Genomic DNA, 12,799 nt, shown 5'->3' on the forward strand with positions numbered 1-12,799 from the left:
TTAAACATTGATCTTAAATAATGAATCTGGAATTGTCTTATTATCCCCATAAGCATTATTTGTTCCATTTTGTTCAAACATTGTATTTAAAAGATTGTCGTAAAAATTTTTAATAATAAGAGCCAATTTAGCATATTCTTTATTTTTTTGATGTAAGGTGTTTAAATTTTGCTTTAAAAGAGCAAGTTTTTCTTTATCTTCATCATCTAAAAGTTCGTCTAAACCCTTATTGTTTCCTTGATTGCTAAGTTCTACTAAAGCCTTATCAAGATTTTTTTTAGCAATTTGAAAATCATTCACAAGTTTAGTTTTTTCTTCTACGCTTTTGCTAACATGTTGGTGATTAGCAGCTTGAATTTGAGCTATATCTTCTAAAGTAAGATTGATGAGTTTTTCTAAAATAGAATTTGTTTTGTCTAAGTGTTGTTTAACCATTTTTTATCCTTTCTTAGGCACTAACCCAAAAAAGGATAAAAATTATAATAAAGAATCTACTATTGCTTTTGAAGTGGCTTGCAAGTCTATTTTATACTCGCCATTCTTTATTTGTGAAGCAATAAAAGATGCCTTATTTTCTTCTACCTTTTGAGTTTCTTTTGCCTTGTTATTTTCTTTGTTTTCTGTTTTATTTATATCGCTAGTAGCAACTTGAGCCACATAGCTTTGATGTATAGGGTTTATCATTTTAAGCCTCCAGTTCTATTGAAAAACTCTAAGAACCATATCGACACTTAAAAAAATAACTTAACGCCTTTCTTTTAAATAATCAAATAATAATTTTGAAAAACCTAAACCACCACTTAATGCTTTACTCATAGTATCATTATACATAGATGAATAAATTTCATCACTTGCATCTTTTCCAAATAAAGAACTTTCTTGTTTTAAAGAAATATCCAAAACACTTTTGATTAAGAAAGCTTCAAAAGCATCGGTTTGTTCTTTTAAAGCTTTATCTTCATCATTTAATGCTTGTATATGAGTTAAATCATTTTTAAAAGCACTATCTGCATAGTTTTTAGCAGCCTTATAGCTATTATTATGCTTGGTAATGTTTTCATAAAGCTCACTGCTGTAATTTTTGCTCGCTAAATAATTATCAACTCTCATCATATCACCTCTAATTCAGCGCTGATTGCACCAGCTCTTTTTAGATTTTGCATAATAGCTATGATATCATTTGGTGCTGCTCCAAGTTTATTTAACATTCTAGCTATGTTTGCTACTGTTGTTTTATTGTTTGTGATTTTTAAAGTATTAGATACAGGGTCTAAAATACCACCATCTTTCATATCGATTTCATTTTGTCCTAAAGCTACGGTATTGTTTGGATCGATTTTTATAGTAATATCTTTATGAGTAATTAATATAGGTTCAACTTCTATATTTACTCCCGCAACGATAGTTCCTGTTCTTTCATCAATGATTACTTTGCTTTCTGGGGTATAAGCTATATCTTGTTCTAATACTCTTGCCATAAATTCAACATGAGAAAATTCTTCAGGTTTTGTTAATTTTATAGTTCTAGAATCTAAAGCTTTTGCTATATCTGTGTCAAAAATAGTATTTAAAACTCTTTCTATATTATTAGCTGTTTTAAAATCTGCTTCTTTTAAGCTTAAAATCAAATCTTCGCTTTGGTTAAAGTTTTGTGGAATTTCTCTTTCTACCACAGCGCCATTAATAACATTTGCTGAGGTTGAGTGTGTTCCTGCTGCACCCGGTCTTGGGCTAAGTCCACCTATAGCTAATGAACCTTGAGCTACTGCATAAATCTCTCCATCAACCCCTTTTAGAGCCGTCATAAGTAAGGTTCCACCTTGTAAAGATTTTGCATCACCTAAAGAAGCCACACTTACATCAAGCTTATCCCCACTTCTTGCAAAAGCAGGAAGTTTTGCTGTTACCATTACTGCTGCTGTATTTTTTGATTTTATATCACCTGGGCTAACTTTTACATTCATACCTTGAAGCATATTTGAAATAGATTGTAGAGTAAATTCACTACTTGTACCATCTCCACTTCCGTTTAAGCCAACAACCAAACCATATCCTATAAGTTGGTTATCTCTAACACCCACTACATTGGTAAGTTCTTTAATAGTAGCTGCAAAAACGCTTAGATTTAATACCAAGCAAAATAATAATATTCTCATCGATTCTTCCTTTAATCTATGCTATTTTCATAAAATTAAAGCAAAAAAAGTTCCAAATTTATATAAAGGAGTAAAAACTTAGAGTGGTTGAGCCAAATTTTTTTTCTTTAGTTTTCTCATAATCTTGTATTTTAGTTGGAGTTTTAAAAGTGCTGTGGTGTTCAATGATAATGATTTTTACATTTGAATTTTGTATATTTTCTATCAATTTTAAAGTTTTTTCATAAATATCAAAAAAACCTTCTCTAATATCAAATGGAGGATCAAGATATAAAATAATATCTTCTTTGGAATTTTGAATAATTTGAGGAGTTTTTTTAAAAGTATCATCATTAAAACAAAGAGTATTTTGATCAACACCAGAAGCGTTTTTTAAAGCTATTTCATAAGCCTTTTTATCTTTTTCTATGGCATAACTTTTTAAACAACCATTGCTTCTTGCTTCTAATGCCATTAAAGCACTTCCTCCAAAGGCCTCTATAAAAACCTTATCTTGCAAAGAAAAACGCAAAACATTAAAAACACATGATTTTACTATGCTTTTAGTGCTTCTTGTGGTATCTAGGCTAGGAAGTAAAATTTTTTTACCCTTATAAATTCCACTTTCTATGGTGGTGTAAATTTTTTGAGCTTGTTTTTTTGAGCTTGTTTTTTTATCCTCTTTGTAATTTTTTAAAAAATCTCTTACGCTTTGATATTCTTGTGTTTTATGCATTATTACTTTCTTCTTTGATAAGATTTTTTAACTCTGTTTTATAAAGATCAAATATTGCATCGATTTTTTCATGACTTTCTTGGCGTAGTTGTTCTAAAATGGCTTCACATTTTTGATTCATAATTTTTTTCTCACGCATTGCTATTTTATAGGCAATATTTTGCAAGCTTGCATTGAAATCATTTAAAGCACATAGCAACTCTTCTATGTTAAAAGGGTGAGTTAAGAAATTTGATTTTTTGTTGATGATAAATTGTGGCTTTTGTGTGTTGATTTTTTCATCACAGACTAAAAAATCACAATCTTTTTTTAAAACTAAAAAATCTTTTAAAGCAATTTCTAAAGTTTTTTCTAAAATTAAATCCTTGCATTCAAGAGCGATTTTCATTGACTAAACTCACTTTTAATTTGTGTTTTTTTAAAGTGTATGGTACTATACCTAGAGCTAAATTTGCAAGCTCTGCGAAACTTAAAATATAAAAATCTTCAAAATTTCTATTTGAAATTGCTTGTAATTCTTTAGAACACTTATCAAACATATAAAAAGAATAAAAATCTTCTACAACTAAAAAATCACAACCACTATCATAAGCATCTAAAATGATTGCTGCTGCACTTTTATAAGCTAATTGCGCATTTAAACTTAAGAACCCATAGCCACAACTCTTATATTTTCTTTCAAAATCAATTATATTTGCTTTAAGAATCTTAGCAAGTTCTAAAGAGCAATTAGCATGGGAAAATCCTTGATATACACCTATGTTAAATTTATCAAAAAAATATTTAATGTGTTCTGTTTTTAAGTATTTTAAAAAAAACTCTGGAGCGTATTTAATCTTATCGATTTTACTCATAATTTCATAAGAGCTATATTCGCAAGCTAAGATATTATTCTCATCCATCATTCTAGAATATTCATCTAAAATATCTTTAGGATCATAGTCAATAATAAAATAATTTTTACCCAAAGGTTTTTCACATAATGTGCTTTCAACACCGACTGTATCTAAGACATTTTTGATAATATCAAAATAACAAAATAAATCATTATTGCTATTGGTATAAATTTTATACATTTTAATTCCTTAAAAAATACTTCTTGCAAGACCTGATTTTACAAGCATAACTTTTAATTCTTTGATGTAAGATTCATAGTCAAGCTCATTAGATGAAATAAAATTTTTGAATTTAGTATGATAATAAATTCCTTTTTCTTCATCTGCTATCAATTTTAAAAATTGTGGAGTTTTTTCTGGATATTTAAGTAGCATTTTATAGGCAAATATAAAGAAACTATCTCCTAAATATTCAGGTAGAAATTCTCTTACTTCGCTTGTATAATATAAAAAGTCATATTGCTTGTAAAGCTCTATATCATGTATGTCAATAAGTCCTTTAAAAAGCTCAAGTTTTTCTAAAAAATCACTCTTATCCATGATTAAGTCTTTAATAGCTCTTTTAGTATCGAGTGGTTCTATGATGAGTTCTTTTCCAAATCTTTCAATAATATTACTTAAATCTCTTCTTTGTCTAATGGTAACTTGATTAACTTTAATACAACTTTCTGGATTTTCTTCAAAATCAAAATATATATCATCTTTTTTAATCTGACTTAAAATATCATAAACACTTTTAAAATTTTTACTATCATAAACATATGGTTTATAATAAGCTAAATAATCACTATCTTTATCAAAACGAAAAATTCTTAAAGTTATTTGCATTTTTTATCCTTGGTATTATTTTTGATTATATACATTTTAAACTTATAAAAATTTGATTATTATATAAAATTAAAAGCTTTTTGTATAAAATATTCACATGGATAAAGAAAAATTTATTATAAATGCTTTTGCAAATTCTATCAACGGAGATGATGGAGCAATCATCGATGGATATTGCTATTCTAAAGATTTATTTTGTGAGGATGTGCATTTTAAACGCTCTTGGATGAGTTTAGAGCAAATTGGCGCAAAAGCTATGCTCGTTAATATTTCTGATGCAATTGCTATGAATGCTACACCAAAATACGCTCTTTTGGGGCTTTCTTTACCAAAATGTTTAGAAATGAAACAAGTTAAAGCTTTGCAAAAAGGCTTGCTAGATAGCGCAAAAGAATTTGGGGTGCAAATTATAGGCGGAGATACTATAGCAGATAGGAAAATTAATATTAGTATAACTATTATTTCTAAAGTGAATAAAAGGGCTATTTTTAGAAAAGGTTTAAAAAAGGGAGATTTGCTCGCTTTTAGTGGGAAATTAGGTGAGAGTTTAAAAGGTTTAAATATACTATTTCGCGGTGGAAAATTACATTCTAAACATCGTTTTATAAAACCAAATTTAAGGCAGAAATTTTTTTATGATATAGCAAAAAAAGTCAGAGTAAGTATGGATATTTCAGATGGTTTAAATAAGGATCTATCGAGAATACTCTTTATAAATCAACTTGGTATAAAATTTCTTAAAAAATTAGATAAATTTAGCTTAAATAGTGCAGAAGAGTATGAAATTTTATTTGCTTTTGATAAAAAACATAAAGTATTTATACAAAATATGGCTAAAAAACATAGAATTAAACTAAATATTTTTGCAAAAACAACAACAGGAAGGTATAAATTTTATGGAAGAGAACATCATTTTTAAGCCCTTATATACTTTAAAACACAGCCCGATAAATGTGTATTTTTCAAAAAATAGTAATGATTTTGTAGTAAGAGAAAAGCCTTTGTATGAATTTAGTGGTAAAGGTGAACATCTTATTTTACATATACAAAAAAAAGATCTAAGCACCAGTGAAGCTTTGAGAATTTTAAGTGAGCAAAGCGGTGTTAAAATGAGAGATTTTGGTTATAGTGGTTTAAAAGATAAACAAGGCTTAACTTTTCAATATATTTCTATGCCTAAAAAATTTGAAGAGGGCTTAAAAAATTTTAAACATGATAAGATGAAAATTTTAGAAAGTTTTTATCATGATAATAAACTTAGAATAGGGCATTTAAAAGGAAATTCATTTTTTATAAGATTAAAAAAAGTTTCAAAAGTAGATGCTTTAAAAATAGAACAAGCTTTCAAAAATATCCAAGAACAAGGTTTTGCTAATTATTTTGGATATCAGCGTTTTGGTAAATTTCAAGATAATTTTTTACAAGGACTAGAAATTTTAAAAGGTAAAAAAATCAAAAATAAAAAAATACAAGAATTTTTAATTTCTGCCTTTCAAAGCGAACTTTTTAACAGATATTTGAGTAAAAGGGTGGAATTATCACATTTTATCAATGATTTTAGTGAAAAAGAAATAAAACAAATTTATGATTTAGATAAAGATGAAATCAAAAGTTTAAAAAATCAAAAGCAGTTTTTTAAGATTTTAAAAGGTGAAGTTTTAGGGCATTATCCTTTTGGTAAATGCTTTGTATGTGAAGATTTGTCAAGTGAAGTAGAAAGATTTAATCAAAAAGATATTAGTTCTATGGGGCTTTTAATAGGCTCTAAAGCTTATGAAACAAATGAAGGTCTAGCTAAAAAATTAGAAGATGAGATTTTTTCTTTTGCATATGAGTTTAAAGATAAAATGCAAGGTTCAAGACGCTTTATGTGGTCTTATTTGCAAGATTGTAAAAGTTATTATGATGAAGAAAAAGCTCATTTTACTTTAGAATTTTTCTTGCAAAAAGGTTCATATGCTACAGTGGTTTTAGAAGAGATTTTACACGCAGATATTTTTGATCAAACCTATAATACATAATTTTAAAAATTGATATTGAGTATCAGTTAAAATTTATCTTTTATAAATTATAATAACAATTATCATTTTTATAAAAGGAAAGCTCAATGTCAGTTTTGGTTATAGGTGCAGATGAAATTACTCCAATTAAGGCAGTTTTGACAAATTTAGGCGCAAAAAGTATAGAGCATTGGGATGCTAGAAATGAAAATAGGGTAAATAGAAAACCCATTCCACAAAATACTGAATGCATAGTCATGCTTACTAGTTTTTTAAATCACAACACCATGAAAAAAATTAAAACAGAGGCAAAAAAACGCAATATACCTTTGGTTTGTGCTAAACGCAGTGTGAGTTGTGTATATTGCGAATATTGCAAGGTTTTTGGTCTTGAACAAACTTATGAATGTACAAAAAAGGCATAATATGTTTGGTTTTAATAACAAAGAGGATTTGGTACCTAAAATATTTAGAGATTTAGAACAAGAAAATATTAATTTTATTTTTTTGAATTTGTATAATTCTTTGGTGGAAAATGATCTAAAAATACCTTATATTTATGCAAAAAAAGCTACTAGTTTAAGAAATATTTTTGAGTTAAAAATCCAAAATATGATCACAGAAAGGGTTTTGAAATTTAGTAAAATAAAACAATTTTGTCCATATTCTCATAAAATCATCAAAGCATATAAAGAAGGAAATTTAAATAAATTACAGCTTGAAGCAAAGATGCCAAAATATGCTTTAGCTAGATTAATACAAAATGTTTTTATGTCATCAAATTTTATCTTAGATCCACAGGTGGCTTTTGAGTCTTTTGTGTATGATAAAATTTGTAAAAGCAATGTAAAGGCTAGGGTAGATATTCAAGAAAATATCATTATTATCAATGATAAAATGGCTATTATGCCTTCTTTTTTTGAAGATAATAAAAAGGATATAAATTTAGCTTTGCAAATTATCAAAAAAAATGTTTTTGAAATATTTTATATTGTGTATCCAAGAAATAAAAATTTTACTCAACATAAAGAAATAAGACATAATTTATGTGAAAATAACAAAACTTTGCTAAAATTAGTTCCCTATACTATTAATAATCAAATTTTAAGGAGATGTTAAATGTCAGTAGCAGTAATTTATGGTAGCTCTATGGGAAATACCGAAGGTGCGGCAAATATGATCGCTCAAAAATTAGGAATTTCAGATGTGTTAAATATTGCAGATATTAATGCAGAAAAAATCAATTCTTATGATAAATTAATCTGCGGAACTTCTACTTGGGGAAGTGGAGATTTTCAAGATGATTGGGATAGTTTTGATTTTTCAGTTTTAAATCTTAGTGGAAAAACCGTTGCAGTTTTTGGTATGGGAGATAGTGAAAGCTACTCAGATACATATTGTAGTGCTATGGGAAAACTTGCTCAGGCTTTAAAAGCAGCAGGTGCAAATTTAGTAGGTTCAGTTTCTACAGGTGGTTATACTTTTGAATCAAGTGATGCGGTAGAAGGAGATAAATTTGTAGGGCTTGCATTAGATAATGATAACCATGAGGATTTAACCGAAAGTAGAATTGATGCTTGGTTAGAACAAATTAAACCTTCTTTTTCTTAAATCTAGATGCCAAAAAGGCATCTTTTAAAATTTCCTTTTTTTTGTTTCACTTAATATATCTTGTGCTAAAGAATCTACTTCATTTGCAATAGCATTTGTATGTATTGCTGTTTGAGAATTTTGTTGTGTAAGTTTTTCTATAGTAGCCACTGACTCATTAATTTGGCTAATATCATTAGCTTCTTCCTTTATAGCTTCACCCATATCATTTATAGACTGGGCTAAGATATTAGTATTAGCTTCAATCTCACCTAAAGACTTTTGAGTTCTTTCTGCTAAGTTTCTAACTTCATCAGCAACAACAGCAAAGCCACGACCATGTTCTCCTGCACGAGCTGCTTCAATAGCTGCATTTAATGCAAGTAGATTAATTTGATCAGCAATATCTGAAATCATAGTGGTAACACTTTTAATATCATTACTTTGTTTAACTACATCTTGTGCTTTGATAGAAATTTCACTCATAGTTGAATTCATTTGCTCTAAAGCTCTTGCGCTTTCTTGTAATGATGAGGTTTGATGTGTGGCATCATTTGTAAGTTCATGCATACTTTGTTTGAGTGCTTCAGCTTTTTGATTTAATAATTCACCTTGGTTTAGTGATTTTGAAAGCATGTTTTTGATTTCATTCCCAAGGGCATTGATTGCTTTTTCAACATCGCCTTTTGGGGTATTAATAGCTGCAGTAAAATCTAATTGTTTATAACTATCAAATACCGCTTGAATTTCGTTTAAATTATTACCAATTTTTTGTTGTAAAGTATCAAGCATTTTATTTAAAACATCTATGAGTTCTTGAATTTGTGGATTGTTAGCATGAGAGCTAATGTGTAAATTAAGCTCACCTGTTTCTATTTTTCTAGCAACATTTACAGATTCTTCAATAGCTTTTGCATCTTTACTTAAAGCCTCTTTGATAATATTAATATTTTCATTAATCTCATCAGCCATTTTTCCAAATTCATCTTGAGTTTTTAGTTTAATAGGGTGTGAATGAATGTCTTTATGATTTAAATAGTTAAAGAAATTATGCAAGCCTGAAGATATAATAGCAATTGGCTTAAGATTATAAGAAATGATTATTCTAATAAAAATCAAAGTAATAAAAATAGCAATTAAGGAAATAATAATTTGTTCCATCAATGTTTGTTTAGCTGTATCGCTGTAAAAATCATAATCAGCTATAGAGCAAATAGTATATTTTGGATTGATACTACCATTACAAATTAAAGCTTTGATCCCTTCTTCTTTAGTTTGAATTTTGAAAATATCCCTAGAAAGACCTTTGTTTGCACCTTCAGTTGTTTTAAAATAATTTGAAATAATATCTTTACTAGTATTAGTTGAGGTTAAGATTTTGGAAGAATCGGTATGAAAAAGATAAGTTCCATCATCAGCTAAAACAGCAGCATGTGAATAAGGTGTTTTACCTATAGCCAAAACTTCTTCTGAGAATTTTTTCAAATCATAATCAGCAGCAACTACACCTATAACTTTTCCATTGTCTATAATAGGACTAGCATAAGAAATGGTTGGTTTTTGCATACTAGATGATATGTAAGGATCTGTGATAATTAATTCTCTTTTTTCCTTGGCTTCTTTATACCATCCTCTAGATCTAGGATCATAACCACTTTCTGGAGTTTGATTATTGCCATTTGATCTAAATATAGTTCCATCTTCAAAACCCACATAGGTTAAATCAAAACCCAAAGAATTTCCTATAGAATTTAATAAACTAGTATATTGTGTTGAATTTAGATTATTTTTATTTTCTTTGATGTATTTTGTTAAAGAATTGATCACATTGCGTCTATCGCTTGCGTATAAATCAAATCTTTTACTCACATCAAAAGCAACCTTTTGTTGAAACTGAACTAACAGTGTATGGCTATTGGATTTAGATTTAACATAATTAAAAAAACCTAAAACACATAGCAAAACTACAACAAAAATACAAACTAAGAAAGCTATTTTGTTGGAAAAATTACCCAGTAGGTATTTCTTAATAGAAGAGAGCATTTTTTCTCCTTGACAAAGTCAATATTTGACTTCATGATTATGATGGTTTGTATGATTTTATTAAAAAAATATTTAAAAAATTATAAAAAAATTAATTTTTATTAAAAAATATTATATTTTTAGGATATTTTTAAATAAAAAATTCTAATTTTTTAGAAAGTAGAATTTTATTATCGGTATATTTTGCCCATTGTATATTTAGAGCAAAAATACAAGCTTTTGCAAGTTTTGCAAAGGGAAATTTTTCATAATATATTTTTTCTTGTTCTGCGGTAGCTTTTCTAAAAATAGCTTTAATTTGCACTCCTTTAATAAGATTGATAATATTTGTATCTAGTGCTATATTAACTCCTACTTTTGGATTTTTATAAGAAAGCTGAATGTGTCTAGTATGTTCTTCGCTAGCAAAAATCAATGCAAGATTTTTATCATCAAAAGTATAATAGCAACTTGCGCAATATATTTCATCATTATCTTGCACGCTCAAGGTTAAGAGTTTTTGAGAATGAATGAATTTTTTAATTCTCTCATCCATTATTTTTAGCTTCTAAATTTAAGATCTTTTGGTAACTTAAATGAGTTAAAAAAATTATATAAAATACTTGTAAAAATAGTCCAAGTAAAGGAATGCTTGATAAAATAAAAAATATTAAAGTACTTATTTTAAAGTTCAAAGGTGAAGAGTTCTTATAAAAATTATCAAAAGAATTTTTATCCAAGACATTGCTTAATACATCTAAGAGTAAAAGTTTATGAAATAAATAATAAAAAACTCCATAATAAATCACAATACTTATAAAAGGTATGATTAGTAAAAAAGTAGCGATTATAAATAATACGCAAAAAGTCAATATAAATTTAAATGTTTTGAGTAAAACTTCTAAAGAATTTACTTCTTTTTGTATGGAATAGTTGTAGTATTTTTGATTTATTTTTTTTACTATATAAGGCGTTAAAAAAGAAATAATTAGCATGGATAAAAATACTGAGGCAAAAACTACTATGAAAAATCCACCTATGGCGCTCAAAAATGTAAGTGAAAATTGTACTATGGAAAAGCTAAAAAACCAAGCCATGAAAGTTCCGCTAATGACATCTTCAATATAAGAAAAAAAGATATCATAGGTGTAGAATACAAGCAAGGCTAAAATAATTAAACTAACAAAAAAAGGCAAAAAAGAAAATTTTAAAAAAGGTTTACTAAAAAAATTTTGCAAGCTTAGATATAAAATATTCATTTTAATTCATCGTAATAATTTTGAAGTTTTTGGTAAATTTCTTTATAATCTAAGGTTTCTTTTAAAATTTGATTTAAAACTTCATTATCTTCTACACCATTCCATGTTTTTTTATATGTACCTTCTTTATAGCCATTTTCTTGTCTGAATTGATTTAAAATATTTTTTCCAATATATGTTTTGTAAAGTTTAAAGAAATTTAAGCCACATTTTCTAGCTAGAATAAAATAGACACTTAAAAGCTCACCTAAATCATAATCAAATCCACTGCATTTATGGATAATAAGCTCAATATCATTTAAAATTCCATAAATATCTGCTTCGTTTGGATTAGAAGTTTCTTTGCAAAAATCATCAAAAAAACTTACAGAAGAAACTTCTTCTGCTATGAAATTTTTATCATTAATTTGTTTTTCTTTGTATTCTTCTAAAATTAAACTCAAGATAAAATGCCATATATCTACTATTTCAATACATACATTATCCCAGTTTGCAGGAGTGTGTATACTTTTCCAATGCTTCCAAGCAAAAGAATCAATAAGTTCAGCACACTCCATATAAATGCATCTTCTAAAGCTAATTAATTTACCTTCTTTGGTATAGCCATTTTCCCATCCTATACCATTAGTATCATCATTTAATTTTTGCTGGAGTTCTAGCATGCTTTTTAAAATATCTTTTACTTGCATTTATTTTCCTTCTTAAGCGTAAAATCCAAATTCTTTATTATTTTCTTCTTCTTTTTTCTTTTCTTGATTGTTATATTGCTTCCAAATTTCTTCTAATAATTTAGCACTATCTTGGAAAATCTGTTTTTTAATATCTTCAAGATCAGTTTTTGTCATTTCTTTATTTATACTTTTATCCATAATATTAAATAACTCATGCAAGGTTGCTTTTTTGTGCTCTTCATTTTTTGGTATAGGCAGAGCATCGCCAATTTTCATCGCAGTGGTGATAAGCTCTTTTGGCTTTAAGGTTCCTACTCTTGAGTTTTTCATAAATTCATCAATTTGAGGCTGTACTTTGGCTACTGCTTCTTTAATTTCTTCAATTTCTTCTTGCGAAAGTTTTGTGCCACTATATGAAAACGAAAAACCAAATTGATTTCTTAAACTCAAAGATGCTGAATTTCCATCTTTATCTAATTTTGCTTCTTTTTTATCGTACATAGAAAAAGAAAGATGATTGCCGTTTTTTGTTTTTATATCCATAGAAAAATTTTGAGAGTTGTAGCTAGAAATTTGCATAATGTTCCTTTCAAATCAAGATAAAGTTATATCGTCAAAATAACTAAATCTTAAATAAATTTGCAAAGTTTTTAAGCTTTGCA

Annotated in this window: 18 protein-coding genes and 1 pseudogene; 5 read left to right on the top strand and 14 right to left on the bottom strand. The window is 27.4% G+C overall.

Annotation, left to right across the window (positions count from 1 at the left end):
- From flgN to L8V85_RS05010, 8 genes are read right to left on the bottom strand one after another with little or no spacing between them, the layout of a single operon-like run.
- On the bottom strand, window positions 1-435 hold the full coding sequence (flgN, locus tag L8V85_RS04975) for a flagellar export chaperone FlgN (RefSeq protein ID WP_133319375.1): 435 nt from the start codon (window positions 433-435) through the stop codon (window positions 1-3).
- Between the two features lie 42 nt (window positions 436-477).
- Window positions 478-684: a flagellar biosynthesis anti-sigma factor FlgM gene (locus L8V85_RS04980; protein WP_133319374.1), complete on the bottom strand. Its 207-nt coding sequence runs from the start codon at window positions 682-684 to the stop codon at window positions 478-480.
- A gap of 60 nt (window positions 685-744) precedes the next feature.
- Window positions 745-1,110, bottom strand: a complete 366-nt coding sequence (locus L8V85_RS04985; RefSeq protein WP_263737593.1) for a rod-binding protein — start codon at window positions 1,108-1,110, stop codon at window positions 745-747.
- Window positions 1,110-2,156: a flagellar basal body P-ring protein FlgI gene (locus tag L8V85_RS04990; RefSeq protein ID WP_220566452.1), complete on the bottom strand. Its 1,047-nt coding sequence runs from the start codon at window positions 2,154-2,156 to the stop codon at window positions 1,110-1,112. Before L8V85_RS04990 ends, L8V85_RS04985 begins: the two co-directional genes overlap by 1 nt.
- A gap of 58 nt (window positions 2,157-2,214) precedes the next feature.
- A complete protein-coding gene (locus L8V85_RS04995) occupies window positions 2,215-2,871 on the bottom strand; it encodes an RsmD family RNA methyltransferase (protein WP_133319372.1) in 657 nt (218 codons plus the stop codon).
- Complete coding sequence (locus L8V85_RS05000) at window positions 2,864-3,259, bottom strand: ornithine carbamoyltransferase (RefSeq protein ID WP_133319371.1); 396 nt, start codon at window positions 3,257-3,259, stop codon at window positions 2,864-2,866. The genes L8V85_RS04995 and L8V85_RS05000 overlap by 8 nt, the downstream gene beginning before the upstream one ends.
- Window positions 3,243-3,947: a hypothetical protein gene (locus tag L8V85_RS05005; RefSeq protein ID WP_220566453.1), complete on the bottom strand. Its 705-nt coding sequence runs from the start codon at window positions 3,945-3,947 to the stop codon at window positions 3,243-3,245. Before L8V85_RS05005 ends, L8V85_RS05000 begins: the two co-directional genes overlap by 17 nt.
- A 9-nt stretch (window positions 3,948-3,956) precedes the next feature.
- Window positions 3,957-4,595, bottom strand: a complete 639-nt coding sequence (locus tag L8V85_RS05010) for a DUF5644 domain-containing protein (RefSeq protein ID WP_133319369.1) — start codon at window positions 4,593-4,595, stop codon at window positions 3,957-3,959.
- Window positions 4,596-4,692: 97 nt separating this feature from the next.
- Between L8V85_RS05010 and L8V85_RS05015 the strand changes: the two genes are divergently transcribed.
- The 5 genes from L8V85_RS05015 to fldA all read left to right on the top strand — a co-directional run bounded on the left by L8V85_RS05015 (window position 4,693) and on the right by fldA (window position 8,206).
- Window positions 4,693-5,514: a thiamine-phosphate kinase gene (locus L8V85_RS05015; RefSeq protein WP_263661058.1), complete on the top strand. Its 822-nt coding sequence runs from the start codon at window positions 4,693-4,695 to the stop codon at window positions 5,512-5,514.
- Entirely contained in the window at window positions 5,483-6,616 is a 1,134-nt protein-coding gene (gene truD, locus L8V85_RS05020; protein ID WP_263661159.1) for a tRNA pseudouridine(13) synthase TruD, read from the top strand. Before L8V85_RS05015 ends, truD begins: the two co-directional genes overlap by 32 nt.
- 86 nt (window positions 6,617-6,702) lie before the next feature.
- Window positions 6,703-7,020 (top strand): DUF2325 domain-containing protein, encoded by a 318-nt coding sequence (locus L8V85_RS05025; protein ID WP_133319367.1) that lies wholly within the window; start codon window positions 6,703-6,705, stop codon window positions 7,018-7,020.
- Between the two features lies 1 nt (window position 7,021).
- Window positions 7,022-7,714: a hypothetical protein gene (locus L8V85_RS05030; protein ID WP_133319366.1), complete on the top strand. Its 693-nt coding sequence runs from the start codon at window positions 7,022-7,024 to the stop codon at window positions 7,712-7,714.
- The gene (fldA, locus tag L8V85_RS05035; protein ID WP_263737594.1) at window positions 7,715-8,206 is read left to right on the top strand and encodes a flavodoxin FldA; all 492 of its coding nucleotides are present in this window, start codon (window positions 7,715-7,717) and stop codon (window positions 8,204-8,206) included.
- A 24-nt stretch (window positions 8,207-8,230) separates the two neighbouring features.
- On the opposite strand, the gene L8V85_RS08410 is transcribed toward fldA, so the two are convergent.
- From L8V85_RS08410 to L8V85_RS05060, 6 genes and pseudogenes are all read right to left on the bottom strand, one after another.
- Window positions 8,231-9,346: a methyl-accepting chemotaxis protein gene (locus L8V85_RS08410; RefSeq protein ID WP_404842194.1), complete on the bottom strand. Its 1,116-nt coding sequence runs from the start codon at window positions 9,344-9,346 to the stop codon at window positions 8,231-8,233.
- 204 nt (window positions 9,347-9,550) lie between these two features.
- Window positions 9,551-10,228: pseudogene (locus L8V85_RS08415) on the bottom strand (cache domain-containing protein); the annotation flags it as partial.
- Between the two features lie 130 nt (window positions 10,229-10,358).
- Window positions 10,359-10,763, bottom strand: coding sequence for a hypothetical protein (locus L8V85_RS05045; RefSeq protein WP_263662833.1), 405 nt, complete (start codon window positions 10,761-10,763; stop codon window positions 10,359-10,361).
- Window positions 10,756-11,466, bottom strand: coding sequence for an EI24 domain-containing protein (locus L8V85_RS05050; protein WP_263737596.1), 711 nt, complete (start codon window positions 11,464-11,466; stop codon window positions 10,756-10,758). Before L8V85_RS05050 ends, L8V85_RS05045 begins: the two co-directional genes overlap by 8 nt.
- Window positions 11,463-12,155, bottom strand: coding sequence for a dUTP diphosphatase (locus tag L8V85_RS05055; protein WP_263737597.1), 693 nt, complete (start codon window positions 12,153-12,155; stop codon window positions 11,463-11,465). Before L8V85_RS05055 ends, L8V85_RS05050 begins: the two co-directional genes overlap by 4 nt.
- Window positions 12,156-12,167: 12 nt before the next feature.
- Window positions 12,168-12,716 (bottom strand): ATP-binding protein, encoded by a 549-nt coding sequence (locus L8V85_RS05060; RefSeq protein ID WP_263670991.1) that lies wholly within the window; start codon window positions 12,714-12,716, stop codon window positions 12,168-12,170.
- Between the last annotated feature and the right edge of the window lie 83 nt (window positions 12,717-12,799).

Source organism: Campylobacter sp. IFREMER_LSEM_CL2090, from assembly GCF_025771865.1.
In the GTDB taxonomy this organism is placed as follows: Bacteria; Campylobacterota; Campylobacteria; order Campylobacterales; family Campylobacteraceae; genus Campylobacter_D; species Campylobacter_D lari_D.

What these genes read in the sequence shown, in the direction of transcription:
- L8V85_RS05050 (WP_263737596.1), bottom strand. Translation starts at nt 11,466, where the DNA reads ATGAATATTTTATATCTAAGCTTGCAAAATTTTTTTAGTAAACCTTTT.
- L8V85_RS05030 (WP_133319366.1), top strand. Translation starts at nt 7,022, where the DNA reads ATGTTTGGTTTTAATAACAAAGAGGATTTGGTACCTAAAATATTTAGA.
- L8V85_RS05010 (WP_133319369.1), bottom strand. Translation starts at nt 4,595, where the DNA reads ATGCAAATAACTTTAAGAATTTTTCGTTTTGATAAAGATAGTGATTAT.
- L8V85_RS05045 (WP_263662833.1), bottom strand. Translation starts at nt 10,763, where the DNA reads ATGGATGAGAGAATTAAAAAATTCATTCATTCTCAAAAACTCTTAACC.
- L8V85_RS05005 (WP_220566453.1), bottom strand. Translation starts at nt 3,947, where the DNA reads ATGTATAAAATTTATACCAATAGCAATAATGATTTATTTTGTTATTTT.
- L8V85_RS05055 (WP_263737597.1), bottom strand. Translation starts at nt 12,155, where the DNA reads ATGCAAGTAAAAGATATTTTAAAAAGCATGCTAGAACTCCAGCAAAAA.
- L8V85_RS05025 (WP_133319367.1), top strand. Translation starts at nt 6,703, where the DNA reads ATGTCAGTTTTGGTTATAGGTGCAGATGAAATTACTCCAATTAAGGCA.
- L8V85_RS05060 (WP_263670991.1), bottom strand. Translation starts at nt 12,716, where the DNA reads ATGCAAATTTCTAGCTACAACTCTCAAAATTTTTCTATGGATATAAAA.
- L8V85_RS04985 (WP_263737593.1), bottom strand. Translation starts at nt 1,110, where the DNA reads ATGAGAGTTGATAATTATTTAGCGAGCAAAAATTACAGCAGTGAGCTT.
- L8V85_RS04995 (WP_133319372.1), bottom strand. Translation starts at nt 2,871, where the DNA reads ATGCATAAAACACAAGAATATCAAAGCGTAAGAGATTTTTTAAAAAAT.
- L8V85_RS08410 (WP_404842194.1), bottom strand. Translation starts at nt 9,346, where the DNA reads ATGGAACAAATTATTATTTCCTTAATTGCTATTTTTATTACTTTGATT.
- L8V85_RS05015 (WP_263661058.1), top strand. Translation starts at nt 4,693, where the DNA reads ATGGATAAAGAAAAATTTATTATAAATGCTTTTGCAAATTCTATCAAC.
- L8V85_RS05000 (WP_133319371.1), bottom strand. Translation starts at nt 3,259, where the DNA reads ATGAAAATCGCTCTTGAATGCAAGGATTTAATTTTAGAAAAAACTTTA.
- L8V85_RS04980 (WP_133319374.1), bottom strand. Translation starts at nt 684, where the DNA reads ATGATAAACCCTATACATCAAAGCTATGTGGCTCAAGTTGCTACTAGC.
- fldA (WP_263737594.1), top strand. Translation starts at nt 7,715, where the DNA reads ATGTCAGTAGCAGTAATTTATGGTAGCTCTATGGGAAATACCGAAGGT.
- flgN (WP_133319375.1), bottom strand. Translation starts at nt 435, where the DNA reads ATGGTTAAACAACACTTAGACAAAACAAATTCTATTTTAGAAAAACTC.
- L8V85_RS04990 (WP_220566452.1), bottom strand. Translation starts at nt 2,156, where the DNA reads ATGAGAATATTATTATTTTGCTTGGTATTAAATCTAAGCGTTTTTGCA.